A 15,943-nucleotide genomic window follows, 5' to 3' on the forward strand; every position below is an offset into this window, starting at 1 on the left:
ATTGTTATATCGAAAGAGGAAAACATTTCAGAGTTATACCTAAGAATTCTAATTAAATGAATTTAGATCATATGTGGATGGTTTTTTTTAGTTATATGGTGGTTGCTGAGCGCATCAAAACTGTTCACAATTGAAGGTGTGGGTGAAAAATTGGAAACGGGGAGCGCTTAATAAGCGAAAAAAAAAAAAAAAACGATTTCAAACCAAATTAAAACAGCGCGAACCGATTAAATATCGATGCGCACTGGTAGCATAGCTTTTTTTCGCCTGTCTACTTGACAGGGGTATGACCACAGAGTGGTTTTCTATACATAATTGAGGGAATGAAAAAGGAACAAATGAAGTGTCATTAAAGCTACCCCCGCTTGCATGAACTCCTGCATCTCAAAGTCATTCAATCTGTGACCAACTAAAGGTTATTAGACTTGGATTGTACAAAACTCTTCGCATTAGTACCATTTGGGAATATTTTATCTCGCAATTGCATAAACGGTGTCTCTATAAAGCGGAACATAATTATGGCAATTGCATATGTTACAACTAATGATATTAGCATTAAAAATATCGAGGATAGAATAGAATGATTATTTTGGTACTTTCCTGCTATATACATAAATATTGGAAAATGAACCAGATATACAGAGTAACTTGTCTTACTCAAGAACGCTATAAGTTTTTTAATGCTCCCTTGTGACAAATCATTAATTTCGCACTTTTCAAAAAAGGCAATCAATATGGCGCAAGAAATTGAAACAATGATAAACAAGAAGGTTCTACCATAAAATGAAGAATTGATAGTATCCTGAACTATACCATAATACACATAAAGAATTCCAAAGAAGAATAGGACGAGCAAATTACCTATCAAGTAAAACCGCCCTTTGGCAATATATTCATAAAATTTATTATAATACAGCTTAATTGAAGCTAAACATACACCAACAAGCATACTATCGAATCTTAACGGTATCTGTTTCCTTACCCCAAAATCCCACAAGGGTGAGTAGTTTATAACATAGTAGGCTCTGGATATACTCAGTATGATTAATAGAGAAACAATAACTAAAATAAAAGATTTTTTACTTGAATTGCATATTTTCGCTAAAAACAGAAAAAATACAGAGAACAAGACATAGAACCATTCTTCAATCGACAAACTCCATGATACAGCAAAAAAATCAAGATTCTCAGCTTTGAAATTTTGCAAGAAGAATAGTGTCTCTATATTAAATTTATCTTTTTGCACAAAATACAAAATAATGACCATGAAAAAATATGCGGGTAAAGTTCTAAACCATCTTTTTGCACAAAACTCATAAAGGTTCTTCCAATTAGGCTTATGATATATATCTTTTAGCATTATAGAGCCTATAAGAAAACCACTTAATACAAAAAACATTTCTACACCCAAATATCCAAATACATAAACATATCCAATAACGTTGTAATGCACAAAGAAGAATGATAAACCATGACAAATCAAAACCATTAAAATGGCCATTGATCTTGTGAAATCAAGTCCAATATTTCTAACCATTAAATTGCCCACCTGACCTATAAGAATGATAGTATGAATAATGCTCTAAATTCCTCTCGGACAATCTGAAAAGTTAGATAATCCTCTTCGCTCGGTTTAGCGATCGCGCTCACCATGAACCTGAAGATCCCTAACATGGGATATTCCCGTAGGCTCAATACCGAAGAAAGTCTCACAATGAGCATCCTCTGCATGTACTCCCTATGTAAGAAGGTAGTATGAAGCCTATGCCATACCATAGAAGTAGAAACCAGGTATTGCATAGTTGCGTTTGAATTCCTATGGTTATTCCTCAAATGAAAGGACTTCTCTATCATACTTTTGTTGAACGATCACAATAATGAAGCTCTATGCCGAACCATTTAGCTGATCCAGAACTGTATAAGTCAAACTCAAACTCTTTAACAACTATTACTAAATAGTTTTTAAAGAGTTTGATACTTCTGGCACTAGAATACTAAATCTCTTATATGAAAAAATTATCAGCTTATTGAAAGCAGAATGTTTGCTTTAATTTTTTTGGGGGTGGAGCTTTATTTCAAATCCCTTGCTAAAATGAATGCCTTTTATTTCCATTCTTTTCTCTCACACTAATTTTCTGGATCAGCCTAAGACATTACTCTTAGTATATGCTAAAATAATGTCGTATCTACAAGAAAAGGAGAATCAAACCTTGTCGAATCCAGTATACGGAAAACAAATGAAAACGTCGAGGAAAGTTACGGCCCATTCGGCATCGACGCTCCTATGGTCATTGTCCATAGGACTTATCTTATTTTTACTCTGGTCCGCGTTCCAAGTTGCGCTATTTAATGGTCAATTGCTGCAATTTGAAGCACCCATTCATTGGGCTGTTGCCATTACGACCCTCCTGTTCATCCTATGGGTTGCTATCTACTTTAAGCAGATGAAGTTAGAAACACAACAAGATTGGCTCAAAGTAGCTGTTATATTACTCCCTCTTACCTATGTACTATCGCTAATTAATGCAGCATCAGAATACTTGGCGGGTAATATGATTGTCATCCAATGTATTTATGCCATGATTTTTGTGATGACGATGTACCTGCTTCAAAACAACAAAATCAATCATATCATACAATCTTCCTTAATAGGAATTGCATATGTTATTGTCGGATTTGGTTTGTTAAATTGGTTAGGTGCCTTTAGTTTTGCAGGTAAACTAGTTGGATGGTTTTCTGCTGGCGTAATTAATGGTGTATACAACCAGGCCATCTGGAATGATTCCAACGGTGCGAGGCTTGCGTCCGTGTTTCAGTATCCCAATACATACGCAGCATTCCTAATGGCATTCTTGTTTATTTCCATCTTCAGCATGATTCGTTCCAAAAGAATATTCACACAATTGTTGCATGGCTTCATGCTTGTTCCCATTATTCTGTCATTGCTTCTGACGCTCTCTCGTACAGGACTTGTAATGTTGCCTATCGTATTTGTTATCCTATTATTTTTGCTTAAACCAACCAAACAAATTCTATGGTTTATCTATTGTGCCGTATCGGCAATTGGCACGCTGTTGGTTTTAAACCCGATTAACACTTCTGGAATTGAACTTCAAAAGCAGTTCACAGGTTCTCTTGCAGCCAAGAGCTGGGCGATCCTTATTGGAGCCTCGCTTGTTGTTGCATTGTTGTGTTGGGCGATCCAGCGCTTTGTAGCCCCTAAACTTGAAGCCAAGCTTCAATCTTGGTCAGCTCGAAAAGCATCCAGTATGTGGATTCCGCTAGGTTCTGTAGTTCTAACCGTTGTGATTGCTGTGCTATTGCTCGGTACGGGCGTGCGTAACATTTTGCCGGACAGTATTAGCACACGACTTGAGAATATCAACTTCCAGCAGCACAGTGTGCTTGAACGTATCACATTCTACAAAGATGCTACGAAACTATTTGCCGACTATCCTGTAATCGGGGCAGGTGGCGGAGCATGGACTTCATTGTATGAAAAGTATCAGAACAATCCTTATGTCAGTGCCCAGGCACATAACTTTTTCATGCAATATCTTGTCGAAGTTGGCCTCGTTGGATTTCTAGTATTTATGGCGTTTATACTATATGTTTTCTATCAATATGTACGATCGTATGTCAGACGGAATGAAGAGGATCGCGAATCACATTTCGTATACTTTATTCTTTCCATGTCCATCCTCGTGCTCAGTCTTCTTGATTTCAACATGAGTTATGTCTTTATTGGAATGCTGGTATTCCTTGGTCTTGGAGGCATGAGTGCCGCGATTGAGCCTCAACCAACTCGTCGTTTAAAAATGGGAGAAGCTGCGGCACGCGGAGTGTACAGTATAATTGCTGGAATAGCGATCATTGTGCTCCTCATCGTTTCTGTTCGATTCCTACAAGCTAATCATTATGCGATTGAAGGTAACGAGCTCGCGAGGAGCAGTCAAGATTTCCGGCAAATCAAAGCTCCGCTGGACAAGGATTTGTCCATCCGTAGCACACATCCAGATTCACTAATGCTTCTAGCATCACTTTATCAACAAGGCTACACGCAAACGAAAGATGAGCAATTCTACACAGAAGCCGTGCAATTGTTGCAGCGCGGCCTCGAAGCAGAACCATATAATAAAGGTATGGTAAAACAACTCATTGGCATATACGAATTGAAAGGCGAAAATGACCAAGCGTATACGCTACGAAAAGAATATGCAAGCAACTATATTTGGGATATGGACTGGTATGAGCAATTGATCAGCCGATCATTCGATCTGGGGTATCAGGCACTAGGACAAGGGGATACTACAAAAAAGAATGCTTATTTCACTTCGGGAATTGAGGCATATCAGCATGTAGTAGATGGAGTGGAGCACCTTAAAACTCTCCCTAAAGGACAGCTTCAAGGTCAGCCATTCCAAGTTACCCCAACGATGATTCTCAATGCTGGTAAAATGAAGTATATGTCCAACGATCTCTCAGGTGCTACCGCTGTACTTAAAACGGGAATTGCGGAAGATCTGACGGATGCGACGAATCGTGAAATTGCTCGTTGGTACCTCGCTTCGCTCAAACGAGAATTTAAAATGGACGAGGCTCTATATAATAAACTGATTGCCATCTCATCTAGTGAAGCAGACGAAATCAAACGAATTGCTGAATTGACTTTTAATTAGAATCTATCCCACATTTGTTGTTATCATCTTATAGAAAGAAGGTTTGCCTTATAAGGCAAACCTTCTTTGTCTTGTCCTTGGTAGAAGCGTTCTAAAGAAATAGTAGATCAATAACTTAAGCAAGGAATACATTCATTAATCAGTCTGCTGATACCACGATGTCTTTCAAATACTTCAGCAAATCCTCCCGCAGATCAGGACGCTGTAACGCATAGTGAATGGATGTTTCAATGAAACCTAACTTCTCACCCACATCATGGCGTAAGCCATCAAAATGATACGCGAGAATCTGTCTTTGCTCGTTCAGACGGGATAAAGCATCCGTCAACTGAATTTCTCCGCCTACACCGGCAGACTGCCTGCCCAAGATTTCAAAAATGTCGGGAGTAAGAATATAACGGCCCATAATCGCCAGATTCGAAGGAGAATCCTCCGTTTTCGGCTTTTCAATCAAACGATGTGCTCTAAAGACACGTTCATCCGTACGAGCCAGCAACTCTCCGTCCACAATACCGTAACGAGAAACATTGTTCCATTCTACAGGCTGTACTCCAACAATAGGGGACTGTAATTCGTCATAAACTTCCATCATTTGTTGCAAGCAAGGCTTGTCAGATTCTACGATATCGTCTCCAAGAAGCACAGCAAAAGGCTCGTTACCAATGAACTTGCGGGCACACCAGATGGCGTGACCCAAGCCTTTAGGTTCTTTTTGACGAATATAATGAATATCTGCCATTTCTGACGATTTTCGGACCTCACTTAGCAACTCCCACTTTTTTTTATCGACGAGATTCTGCTCAAGTTCAAACGAATAATCAAAGTGATCCTCGATTGCTCTTTTTCCTTTCCCTGTGACAATAATGATATCTTCTATTCCTGAGGCAACGGCTTCTTCTATGATATATTGAATTGTAGGTTTGTCCACGATTGGAAGCATTTCTTTAGGCATTGCCTTCGTCGCAGGTAAGAACCTAGTTCCCAGACCCGCCGCAGGGATAATTGCTTTACGAATTCGCATGTTTATACTCTCCTTTTTATTTCCAATTACTATCATTTAAGTTTTCAATTCGTTTGAATCATTGAGATATTCAATCCCTCAATCTTATGTATTGAAAAGTTAGAATAAGTATAACAGATATATGGTCGTTTCAACGGCTCGTTCTCTAGTGGTTTTCCCATAAACATGAGAGGGTGATACCAAAAAAGGAGTTTGTACCACCCACTAATTCTATCACACCATTAACAACTCGCGAATATCCTGCTCGGATAATGTCGTTGATCCTCCATCGCCCGGTTCAATGACCTCAGCAATCAAATCCTTTTTCCGCTGTTGCAACTCCAAAATCTTCTCTTCAATCGTGCCCTCCGTCACAAGACGAATCACCTGAACCACTTGTTTCTGCCCCATACGATGAGCTCTTCCAATCGCCTGTTCCTCCACGGCGGGATTCCACCACAGATCATATAATATGACGGTATCGGCTCCCGTCAGGTTCAGTCCGGTTCCACCAGCCTTGAGCGAGATCAGAAACAGTTCAGCTTCTCCCTCATTAAACCTGCGGCACATGTCTACACGACTCTGGGCAGGGGTTTGTCCATCCAGATAAAACAAGCTGTTGCCTTGCGCTGTAAGAGTCTGACGAATGAGGTTAAGCATACTTGCAAACTGGGAGAAGATCAGAATGCGTTTGCCAGCGGCCAGACAGTCCTGGACGGTCTCCAGCAGTTGCTCCATTTTTCCTGAATCCCCTTGATATCCGTCAACAAATAGTGCCGGGTGACAACATAACTGACGCAGGCGAGTGATACCGGCCAAAATTTTGATCCGGTTTTTCTGGAAACCGTTGTCTTCCATGTCCTTAGTTGTCTCATCCTGAAGCTGAGAGAGATACGCTGCGTAAAGCTTTTTCTGTTCGACCGTCAGCTCAGAGCGTTGCACCGTCTCAATCCGATCCGGCAATTCTTCCAATACATCTTTCTTCAAGCGACGGAGAATGAACGGACGTACCATACGCGAGATGCGTTCTGGCGGCAAGTCACGAAATCTTCTGTAGCTCGGGAATAAACCCGGAAATACGGCTTCAAAAATAGACCACAGTTCATCCAGTGAATTCTCGACGGGTGTACCTGTCAGGGCAAAACGGCGCGGCGCCTGAATTTGTTTGACGGCTTGCGCTGTCTGGGACGATGCATTTTTGACTGCCTGTGCCTCGTCCAGAATCAGGGTATGAAAAGTTCTTCCGAAATACGTATCCAGATCACGTCGTAGCAACGGATACGATGTCACGATCACATCCGCCTTGTCCATATCCGCCAGCATGCTGGCGCGTTCATCCTTCTGTCCTGCGGCGATCAATACATTCAAATGCGGAGCAAACCGTGCAAACTCATTCGCCCAGTTGTAAGTTAATGAAGCAGGCGCAACAACCAATACCGGCGGATGTGTCATTCGCGTGCGAATGGTCAGACCGTCTTGCTGCGAGGTGTGCCATGCATCATCTATCGTTCCACTGACGTTAGCCAAGTAAGCCTGCTTAGACCCATCCATGGTCCAATTATTAGAGATGTTGTTGTCTGTATCAGCTGGTAGCCCTGCCTCTTGTCCCTGCTCATACACGGATCTTTCCTGTAATGAAGCTGTGATGTAGGCGATACTTTGTAGCGTCTTGCCCAGTCCCATATCATCTGCCAGAATGCCGCCAAACCGGTAATGTGCGAGTGTACGAAGCCACTGATACCCGCTTGCCTGGTAATCCCGCAGCACGGGCGCCAGCGTCTGAGGTAACGGAAAGTCCATCCGGTCCGGATCACGCAGATCATCGAGGAAACGTTTGAGCGAGCCTCCCCATTTCACATGACCCGAAACCTCATCTCTCCCCGGAAGCTGCAACGCTCTCACCGCAGGCAACCGGATATGGCTGCTCTGGATATCCTTTGCTTCCAGTCCAAGCGCGTCAGCCATGTGAGCGAAGCTGCTCGCGCCATCATTTTCAAGTGACAGAAAGACACCGCTTCGCAGGCGGAAGAAAGCTTTCTTTTCCACAATGCTGCGCATCAGTTCTTGCAACTCCTGCTCGTCGACTCCCTCCATCTCGAAGGAAATCTCCAGCCAGTCCAGTCCTCTTCCCAGATCAGCACGAACCTTCGGCGGTACCGGATACGTTGGCATCATCGCTTTCACGGCATTCGGCATATAGATATCGGCCAGCTTCTCGAGCTCAGGCAACAGGTGATACATCACATCATAGATGGCGTCCTCACGCTCGCTTGCCCAGACACTCCCCTCCCGCTCCAGAAAAGAACGATCCAGTCTCTCGATGAGATTGCGTTCCTTGAAGCGGTCACGGATCAAGATGACTTTCTTTTCTTCCTCGTTAATTAAATACTCTGCCAGCGGGTTAATGACCATGACGCCATAATCGAATTCCAGACGTGCTGTAATGCGTTCCCGGTAAAAGTCGATATACAGTTTCGGTGACAACTCGGGTTCGGCAATCTGTTCGCGCACATGGGAATCAATCGACAGATGCCCCAATGTCCGCAGTTCCGGTACAACATGCTGCACAAACTCATCCACCTGCTGTGACGAGATATCGATGCTTTCTTTAATGCCGTAGGATGTGAGCGCACGGTTCAGGTCCTCCAAACTTCTCATCTGCGTCGGCTCTAACATATAGAACTGCCCCTCGACGACTGCCGCATCATATGCCGGAAGCAGAATCAACTCACGCAGTCCTGACACCTCCAGCTGATACCCTTCATTCGCCCCCTCTGCGATCCGGTAAAATAGAGGCAATGCTCCCTCGCTTAGGGTTAACGGACCATTTGCCAGTCCTGTGCCCTCCATGCGGCTATCCGCTTGCATAAGCAACTCCAGCAGTGGCTTCCAGACAATTGGAGCGATCAGGATATCGCGACCGTCCGAAGCACCTAGATACCCCGAAATGGACTCGCGGTATGCCTCTTCACTCTGTCTCATACGAATGAGCATGGAAAGGATAGCCTGATCTTCCGCCCGAAACACATGTAGCAGCGGATCATAATGAAACAGCTTGGTGAAGGACATGGGCTCGCCCTTTTCAATACAGTTCAGGAACTGCTTAACCTTCTGCACGACATAGAGCCGTTTGTTGCCCACTTTTAATTCAAGCGCCAACTTAGCTCCACCTTTATGCACATGTACCAGCTTACAGATGAACTGTACCTGTAATTCTTCTCGTAGCATGGAGCGGGTAACCGGTGCTGTGTATTTTGACTCTCGTTCATGCGGCAATCTGCGATCCTTCGCAAACAAGGATAAAATCTGGTCTGCCGTACGGTAGGACGGTTTGTCCGCAGAGCGGCCCCAGCCTGAGGCTGAACTCGGACGACCTGCCTGTGCAAAAGGAGAAGGGGACAACGACTGCGGCTTATGCTGCTGCGATTGATGAAGTTGATGAGGTTGTTCCAATTGCTGCGATTGCTGACCTTGTGCTGTAGATTTTAAATCTGAATAAGGCCGTTCCCATTTCTCTTCTTCGACCAGTGTGCCTACTTTTGAAGGTGTCCCTCTGCCACCAGACAGTTCTGGTGTATCCTCACGTTCATGAATAACAAGCAGAACAGCCGCAATATGCTTGCAATAGTCATAATAGTTGCCATATGCAGGGCAGTTGCAATGCGCTTCAATCTCTCCCGCATCGTCCAGGTCTACCTTCACTTCGTAGGCTTCCGTCCCCCGAACAACAGCTTGATAATGACGTCCGTCTTCACTCACAGCGAGCTTGCCAATCCTGCCAGACTGTTGATATTCTTCACCGTGTTTGAATGCCGTGACCCCGCACAGCAATTTGATATCCATCATCGTAAATGGAGCCACGCTTCACACCTCCTTGGTTGCCGATGCCGCTTTTATAGAAAAAACCCCAAGAGCTCCGTAAAGCAGAGATTGGGGTTGCTTATTAAGTTGAAACACAGTTGTTTACACGTGCACTTCGATGACAGAATAACCTTCCAATCACTGTTATCCCCAGATTTTTTTGATTCCCTTTCCTAAAAGGGAAAATCCGGTGATAAGCGTAGGCTTCCGATGTAGCTTTCTTGCAAAAAGCTTTTAGGCGAACGCTTCGCTTTTTCAGGTTTTTTCTGTCCTCTCCGTTTTTGTGTAAAACAATAGTTCAACTTATATAGCTTGTTGTTCCGTTTTATTTCACCAGTTGACCGCGTGTAACGCCCAATTGGTTCGTTGCTTTCAGGGTTTTCCATACTTGTGTTCCGCTGATCTCGCCGCGTAGTGCACGGTTGTACAGGTCGATAACTTCCTTCACCTGCTCCGGTGTCTCTTCCAGGAACTCGACCCGGTAACGGGATACACCCAGATCCATAAAGTTAGTCAGATACTCTGCACCAGACTGTTCTACGGCATTATATACCGTGTTACGGCAGCCCTCATCCACACGTACCGGGTGAGACATACCAATTCGGTCTTGCAGGGAAGCCCGCTTTTCTTCGCAAGGACGTCCGCAGTTCGTATAGTCGGTGCCTTCACTCATAAACGTACAGTACACGCAGTGCTCCGTGTGGAACATCGGCAGATGCTGATGGATTACCACTTCGGTCTGACTTGTACGGGAGTTACCGAGCAGATCAACCATCTGCTGAATGTTCAAGTCATACGACGGCGTGATCCAGTCGCAACCTGCCTCCAGGAACAATTCCACTGCCTTGTGGTTGGCGATGTTCAAGGAGAAGTCCCCGATCAGCTGCGGATGCTTCGCGTCCGGATTCATTCTACGGTGACGCAGGTAGAAGTAAAGCGCACCTGTATTACGAACGAGTACCGCATCCGGCTCCAAACGCAAGATATTGTTGTGATAGCCGTTCTCGCCAGGCATATGAATACGCGGCGTAGCCAGCGCGATTTTACGACCTGCAGCATGTACAGCTTCCACGGCTGCCGGGAATTGCTTGATAAACTCAAAGTCGGCGTAGATCATGCCGACGCCAGCTTCCAGCGCTGCCTCCACTTGTGGCAGGCTGCGGCACAGCGCGGTCAGCTCTGCTTGACCGCGAGCTACTGGCGATGCCGGTTGTGCCGCATCGCCGTACACGTCCACCGCCCGCTTCACGTAGACGGGCGGTTTCGGGCGCTCGCCCGCGAGTTGTTCAACCGCCTGACGGCGAATATTGTTCAACTCGCGCATCGGGATGATGACGTCACCGTGCAGATTGACGTCTAGTTCCTCAAGCTGGAACACGGTGCCGCCGAGACGTCCGAATTGCTCCTCGAGCAATTCATGGGTCATCGGACGTTTCTGGGCAATGTCCAGTTCCATCTCCGAATCCACGCGCACGGTCGTTCCCTTCTGCACGTCGGTCCACCACGTGCTGAGCGGCTGGCCCGGGCTGCCGATGACTTTCACTTTGACCGGGAAGACACGGTAAGGCTTATCGGTCTCAAAGCTTTGACGCAGACGTTTGTCGAGCGCAGGGTCATTGGTTTTCCATACCTTATCGCCGACTTTTACGCGGCGCAAGTCTACATCACTGCGGCCTGGTACGATGTCCACGATCCAGCCTTCGCCGGCTTCGCCTTCGATCTTCACACCTTTGCGGCGTACATCATATACACGTCCGCCCTCTTCTTTTTTCGTTGGATCACCAGCGTCGAACACGATGCCGTCTCCACGTTTCACAGGTGCATCCAGTTTCAGCACAACACCATCACGCAGCACTTGATCTACACGACCCAGGTAAACGCCACGGCTTTTCGGGAACGTCCCGTCTACCAGCTGTTTGTTGTTCGTGCCGTCCAGGAAACCATGTGTGAATCCACGCGAGAAGCTCTGTTGCAACTCACGAATCTCTTCTTTGCTTGTCCGTGTATTGTCACCGTCAAAATAACGGTCAATCGCTTTGCGATATTTGCTAACTACGTTCGCCACGTACTCTGGCGTTTTGAGTCGACCTTCGATTTTGAAAGACGTTACGCCTGCTTCAATCAATTCCGGCATGATATCAATGGCTGCCAGGTCTTTGGGAGACAACAGATATGCCACATCCCCCATCGGCTGGTGAACACCATCCACCATCAGATCGTACGGCAGACGGCACGCCTGCGCACATTCTCCACGGTTCGCGGAGCGTCCGCCCCACATTTCGGAAGTCAGACACTGACCCGAATAGGACACGCAGAGTGCACCATGCACGAATACTTCCATCGGAAGTTTCGCTTGATCACCAATCTTTTGAATCTGTTTCAGATTGTTTTCCCGTCCAAGTACGACACGTTCCATGTCAAACGGCTTCGTAAACTCTACCGCTTCAGGCGACGTAATCGTCATCTGCGTGGAACCGTGAATCGGAAAGTCCGGCGAAATCTCACGAATCATTTTGACCAGACCCAGATCCTGTACGATCACAGCATCCACACCCGCATCTACGCAGGCATCGATGAGTTCTTTGGCATCTTTCAACTCATTTTCAAAGATCAATATATTAAAAGTCAGGAACCCTTTTACGCCGTAACTGTGCAAAAACGCCATAATCTCCGGTAGCTCGTCCATACGGAAATTGTTCGCTCGTGCCCGTGCATTGAATTTTTCGACCCCGAAGAAAATCGCATCCGCCCCGTTGGCTACCGCCGAACGCATGCAATCCCAGTCCCCAGCAGGTGCCAGAAGCTCAACGTCTTCTCTTCGTATTGTTGCTGTTTTCATGTAGATCCTCCCCATACCGGCCTCAGCCAGTGTTCTTCCCTTGGTACCTGTATTTCGGTACGCCTGCATTGCTGTCAACGTCAAGTATCACTATATCTATACATTATGTCTGTATTGCCTGAAATCAAGGCCTACAGTCTCTCTATTTCTCAAATCAGCAGTAATAACTCCTGAACTAGTATAGTGTACCACTTCTGCACCGACTCTTCTACGGTTTCCTGAAAAAACCGTTTGTCATTTTCATCATTTTTCCATAGAGATTCCACTCATTCTCAACATATTTACACACCTTATTCCATTCATTGTAAAGTCGCAGCCAAAGAAAAACCGGAAGGTTCTTTAACCCTCCGGCAATTTCTACACATCTATATTGTTATTTAATAAAAGTAAATGAGTTCACTGCTTTTTCCAGCATGGCTGCCTGCACTTGCGTACGGTTCGCATCGTTCAGACCACTCGTGATCGTATACGTGATTCCATCCTTTTCAAACACAATCTGACGACCTGTATACGGCACACCCTTATCCACTTCATGGTACGTGAAGGAGAATGCCGGTACACCTGCAAAGGTCAGTTGTTCGCTACGGATCAGATTGAAGCTTTTTCGCGTTTTGGCTGCCTCTGCATAGGCCTCTCTCAGCTGACTAACCGTCATCTCAATCGACTTGTCCTCTGTAGCTGCAATGGAGAAGTTGCCACCCGTGAAGGTATAAACGACTGGTGAGCTTTCAAACCGATCACTATACGGCGTCCAGTAGCGCGGAATATCCACGCTGTAATGATAGTTTTTGGACGTACGCGTGATCGTTTTCATTTTATCTGTCAGATATGGATCTTCATCCAGCTGACCGAAATTATCTTTTACCGTGTCAAAATCAATCTCTACACTCTTCATAATTCGTTCAAACCATGCTCGGTCTGCGGCCTGTCCTTCAGGGAACGTATACTCCGCGTAGTAACGATATCCGTTCTTCTGCAAAAGCACATCATATTCCGTCTGCCATCCTGACCCGAAGTTATAACGGAATTCATTCACCTCGGCAGTTTCGCCAGAGATTTCCGTTGTAAATGAACCAATTTGCTGATAACTCTCGGCTGTAAAGGTTTCACGCATCCACTTCTCGAGCTGATCACTCCAGTCCTTCACCGTTGCACCGGACTTGGCTGAAGTCACTCGAAGTTGCAAATAAGCACCGTCTTTATCTTTATAAACCATATTATTATTGTCCATGGACCAGCCCGCTGGAACCTTTAATTCAATTCCGTAATCATCATTCCATGCCGCACGCATGTCGTCCTCCACCGTGGAAAGATCCTTAATGGTTCGATCTGACTGCGAATATCTTGGTTCAAAAGAGTTGAGCAATGAAGCATGTTTGCCCAGATCTTTATAATTAATCGCCTCATAATCCGCCAAGTAGACATCATATTGACGACCGTCATGAATGTACTGGCGTAACTCCCACAACACGCCATCCGCATCTTTGACGACAACTCTTGCATAAGGATTGTTTCCTTTAGATACCGCTTCACGGTCCAGTACCGTATCTCCTGCCTGTTTAGCCACCTGCACGAGCTGTGTCAGCAAGTCATCCGCATCCAGTACCACATTCTGGTCACTCACATACACTTCGAGAAAATAACTTTCATCCGTAGCGCCAAAGGTCATCATGCGTTCCTGTTCATTCGTTTGCAACACCAGAAGATCGGCTGGATAATGAATCGACCAGCCATAATAGCTGTTGCCAATTCTCGTTTTCCCTTTGTCCAGGTCGATGCCGTCCTCATCCACACCCTCACCCGTTTGAAGCAAACGAATGACGATCTCTCCCGAACTGTTCGGCGCAATCGTTGCACCGATTCCTGCAGCAACCGGGCGAAGAGGAACCATTAACACACCATTCACCATTTTGGGGGCAGTCCCCATCTCCACTTTGGCACCGTCAATCCATGCGATGGAACTGTCTATTCTCAAGGCCACAACGTGTGGACCTTCCTTGATTTTGATGACATCATTTTTCTCCAGCCGCACTTCACTGCCAAAGGCTTTTTTGAATACGCCGACAGGCACCAATGTCACGCCTTTAATCGTGAGGGGTTTCGTGATGTTTTGTTTTTTGCCATTCATAAAAGCACTTGTACTTCCTGCTTTGACACGCAGCTCATTGGTGATCAAATCATCAGCTGCCCATACTGGCAGAGCTGTGCTTGCCAGCAACATCCCTGCTAATACACCCGTGCTCAGCACGCGTAACCATGACTTCTTCATTCCGTTCATTCGTCCTCTCTCAATTCGGGTTGCTTGCCGGGCTTATTGTTCTTCATCCGTTAAAAGCGAATCATCGGACGGCTCCTCAAGAGAGGCTCGATCCACAAGTGTCAATGTGCGGGTAACGATGTCTCCGTCCGTTTGCACCAGCAGCTTTACCTTTTGTCCAGGTAAGTAGGCTTTGAGTAGCTCATTGATATCGACTACCGAAGATACACGTTTGCCCGCAACGCTGTAGATAGCATCCCCTTCCTTGATCTTGGCTTTCTTCGCTTCAGGACTCAATACACTCGTAACCGTCAACGGATCTTCCGCAGGCAGACCTACAATGGCCGACCAGCTCTCTTCCAGCTGTAATCCGAGACTTGCCCGTTGGATCGTTCCATATTTAAAAAATTGATTGATGACAAAGTTCACGGTGTCTACAGGAATAGAGAAACCCATGCTCTCGATGCCCACGGCAGAGAATTTCATGGAGTTAATACCGACGACTTCTCCCTTTAAGTTAACGAGCGGCCCTCCACTATTTCCGGGATTAATCGCCGTGTCTGTTTGAATTAAGCGGTAGGACGCTTCCACCCCACGGTTCAGACCGCTGATCACGCCAACCGTGGCTGAGTTACGCAATGAAAAGGAGATCGGCGTGCCGATCGCAATTACCGTTTCGCCCACAGCCGCTTGCGAAGCTTTAGCAAAGACCGCAGGTTTGAGTGCTTTAGCGTTAATTTTAATCAGCGCAAGGTCACTTAACGGATCACTGAACGATTCTGTAATGTTATATGTATTCCCGTCAGTCGTGACAACGACCGGATCGACCAACTGATCAACCACGTGGGCGTTCGTCACAATCCATCCATTAGCGCGAATGATAACGCCTGTGCCATGTGCCAGATTATAACGATCGTTTGCCGATCCGTTCTGGTTTTCCGTCGTTTTACCTATAATCCCAACCACAGACGGAGATACCTTCTCAATCACTTTGGGAATGGCTTCGCTTCCCTTATACGTATACGTTCCTGATTTGGCATCGTATTGTCCACTGCCACCGAACATCTTAACCAAATCTTTCGTATTTACATACACCTGGCCGTCGATCACCTTGGCTTGCATGCCTGTCTTGGATGCTGCTGCACCAGCCGTCGCCGTCATCACACCAATGGAGAGCACAACAACCATCATCATGGCTGTTGTCCGTTTTACTAACCTTATCATGACTTCACCTGACCCTCTCTACTCTATACATCCTTCTTGCGCGACTGGACAGCCGATTCCTGGCCGAATCTATCTTCTCTCTC

At 45.7% G+C, this 15,943-nt stretch carries 7 protein-coding genes; 1 reads left to right on the forward strand and 6 read right to left on the reverse strand.

Annotation, left to right across the window (positions count from 1 at the left end; all coding sequences use genetic code 11):
• Window positions 1–409: 409 nt before the first annotated feature.
• A complete protein-coding gene (locus ACT89M_RS25205; protein WP_487344879.1) occupies window positions 410–1,537 on the reverse strand; it encodes an acyltransferase family protein in 1,128 nt (375 codons plus the stop codon).
• A 673-nt stretch (window positions 1,538–2,210) separates the two neighbouring features.
• Between ACT89M_RS25205 and ACT89M_RS25210 the strand changes: the two genes are divergently transcribed.
• Window positions 2,211–4,679, forward strand: coding sequence for an O-antigen ligase family protein (locus ACT89M_RS25210; RefSeq protein ID WP_487344880.1), 2,469 nt, complete (start codon window positions 2,211–2,213; stop codon window positions 4,677–4,679).
• Window positions 4,680–4,818: 139 nt separating this feature from the next.
• On the opposite strand, the gene galU is transcribed toward ACT89M_RS25210, so the two are convergent.
• The 5 genes from galU to ACT89M_RS25235 all read right to left on the reverse strand — a co-directional run bounded on the left by galU (window position 4,819) and on the right by ACT89M_RS25235 (window position 15,860).
• Window positions 4,819–5,700, reverse strand: coding sequence for a UTP--glucose-1-phosphate uridylyltransferase GalU (galU, locus tag ACT89M_RS25215; protein WP_487344881.1), 882 nt, complete (start codon window positions 5,698–5,700; stop codon window positions 4,819–4,821).
• A 213-nt stretch (window positions 5,701–5,913) separates the two neighbouring features.
• Window positions 5,914–9,540, reverse strand: coding sequence for a DEAD/DEAH box helicase (locus tag ACT89M_RS25220; protein WP_487344882.1), 3,627 nt, complete (start codon window positions 9,538–9,540; stop codon window positions 5,914–5,916).
• Window positions 9,541–9,865: 325 nt separating this feature from the next.
• The gene (locus ACT89M_RS25225) at window positions 9,866–12,379 is read right to left on the reverse strand and encodes a U32 family peptidase (RefSeq protein WP_154891275.1); all 2,514 of its coding nucleotides are present in this window, start codon (window positions 12,377–12,379) and stop codon (window positions 9,866–9,868) included.
• 373 nt (window positions 12,380–12,752) lie between these two features.
• Entirely contained in the window at window positions 12,753–14,648 is a 1,896-nt protein-coding gene (locus ACT89M_RS25230) for a stalk domain-containing protein (protein ID WP_261769469.1), read from the reverse strand.
• Window positions 14,649–14,690: 42 nt separating this feature from the next.
• Window positions 14,691–15,860, reverse strand: coding sequence for a S1C family serine protease (locus ACT89M_RS25235; protein WP_308722761.1), 1,170 nt, complete (start codon window positions 15,858–15,860; stop codon window positions 14,691–14,693).
• Window positions 15,861–15,943: the final 83 nt, after the last annotated feature.

This window comes from Paenibacillus sp. NN59 (assembly GCF_057597225.1).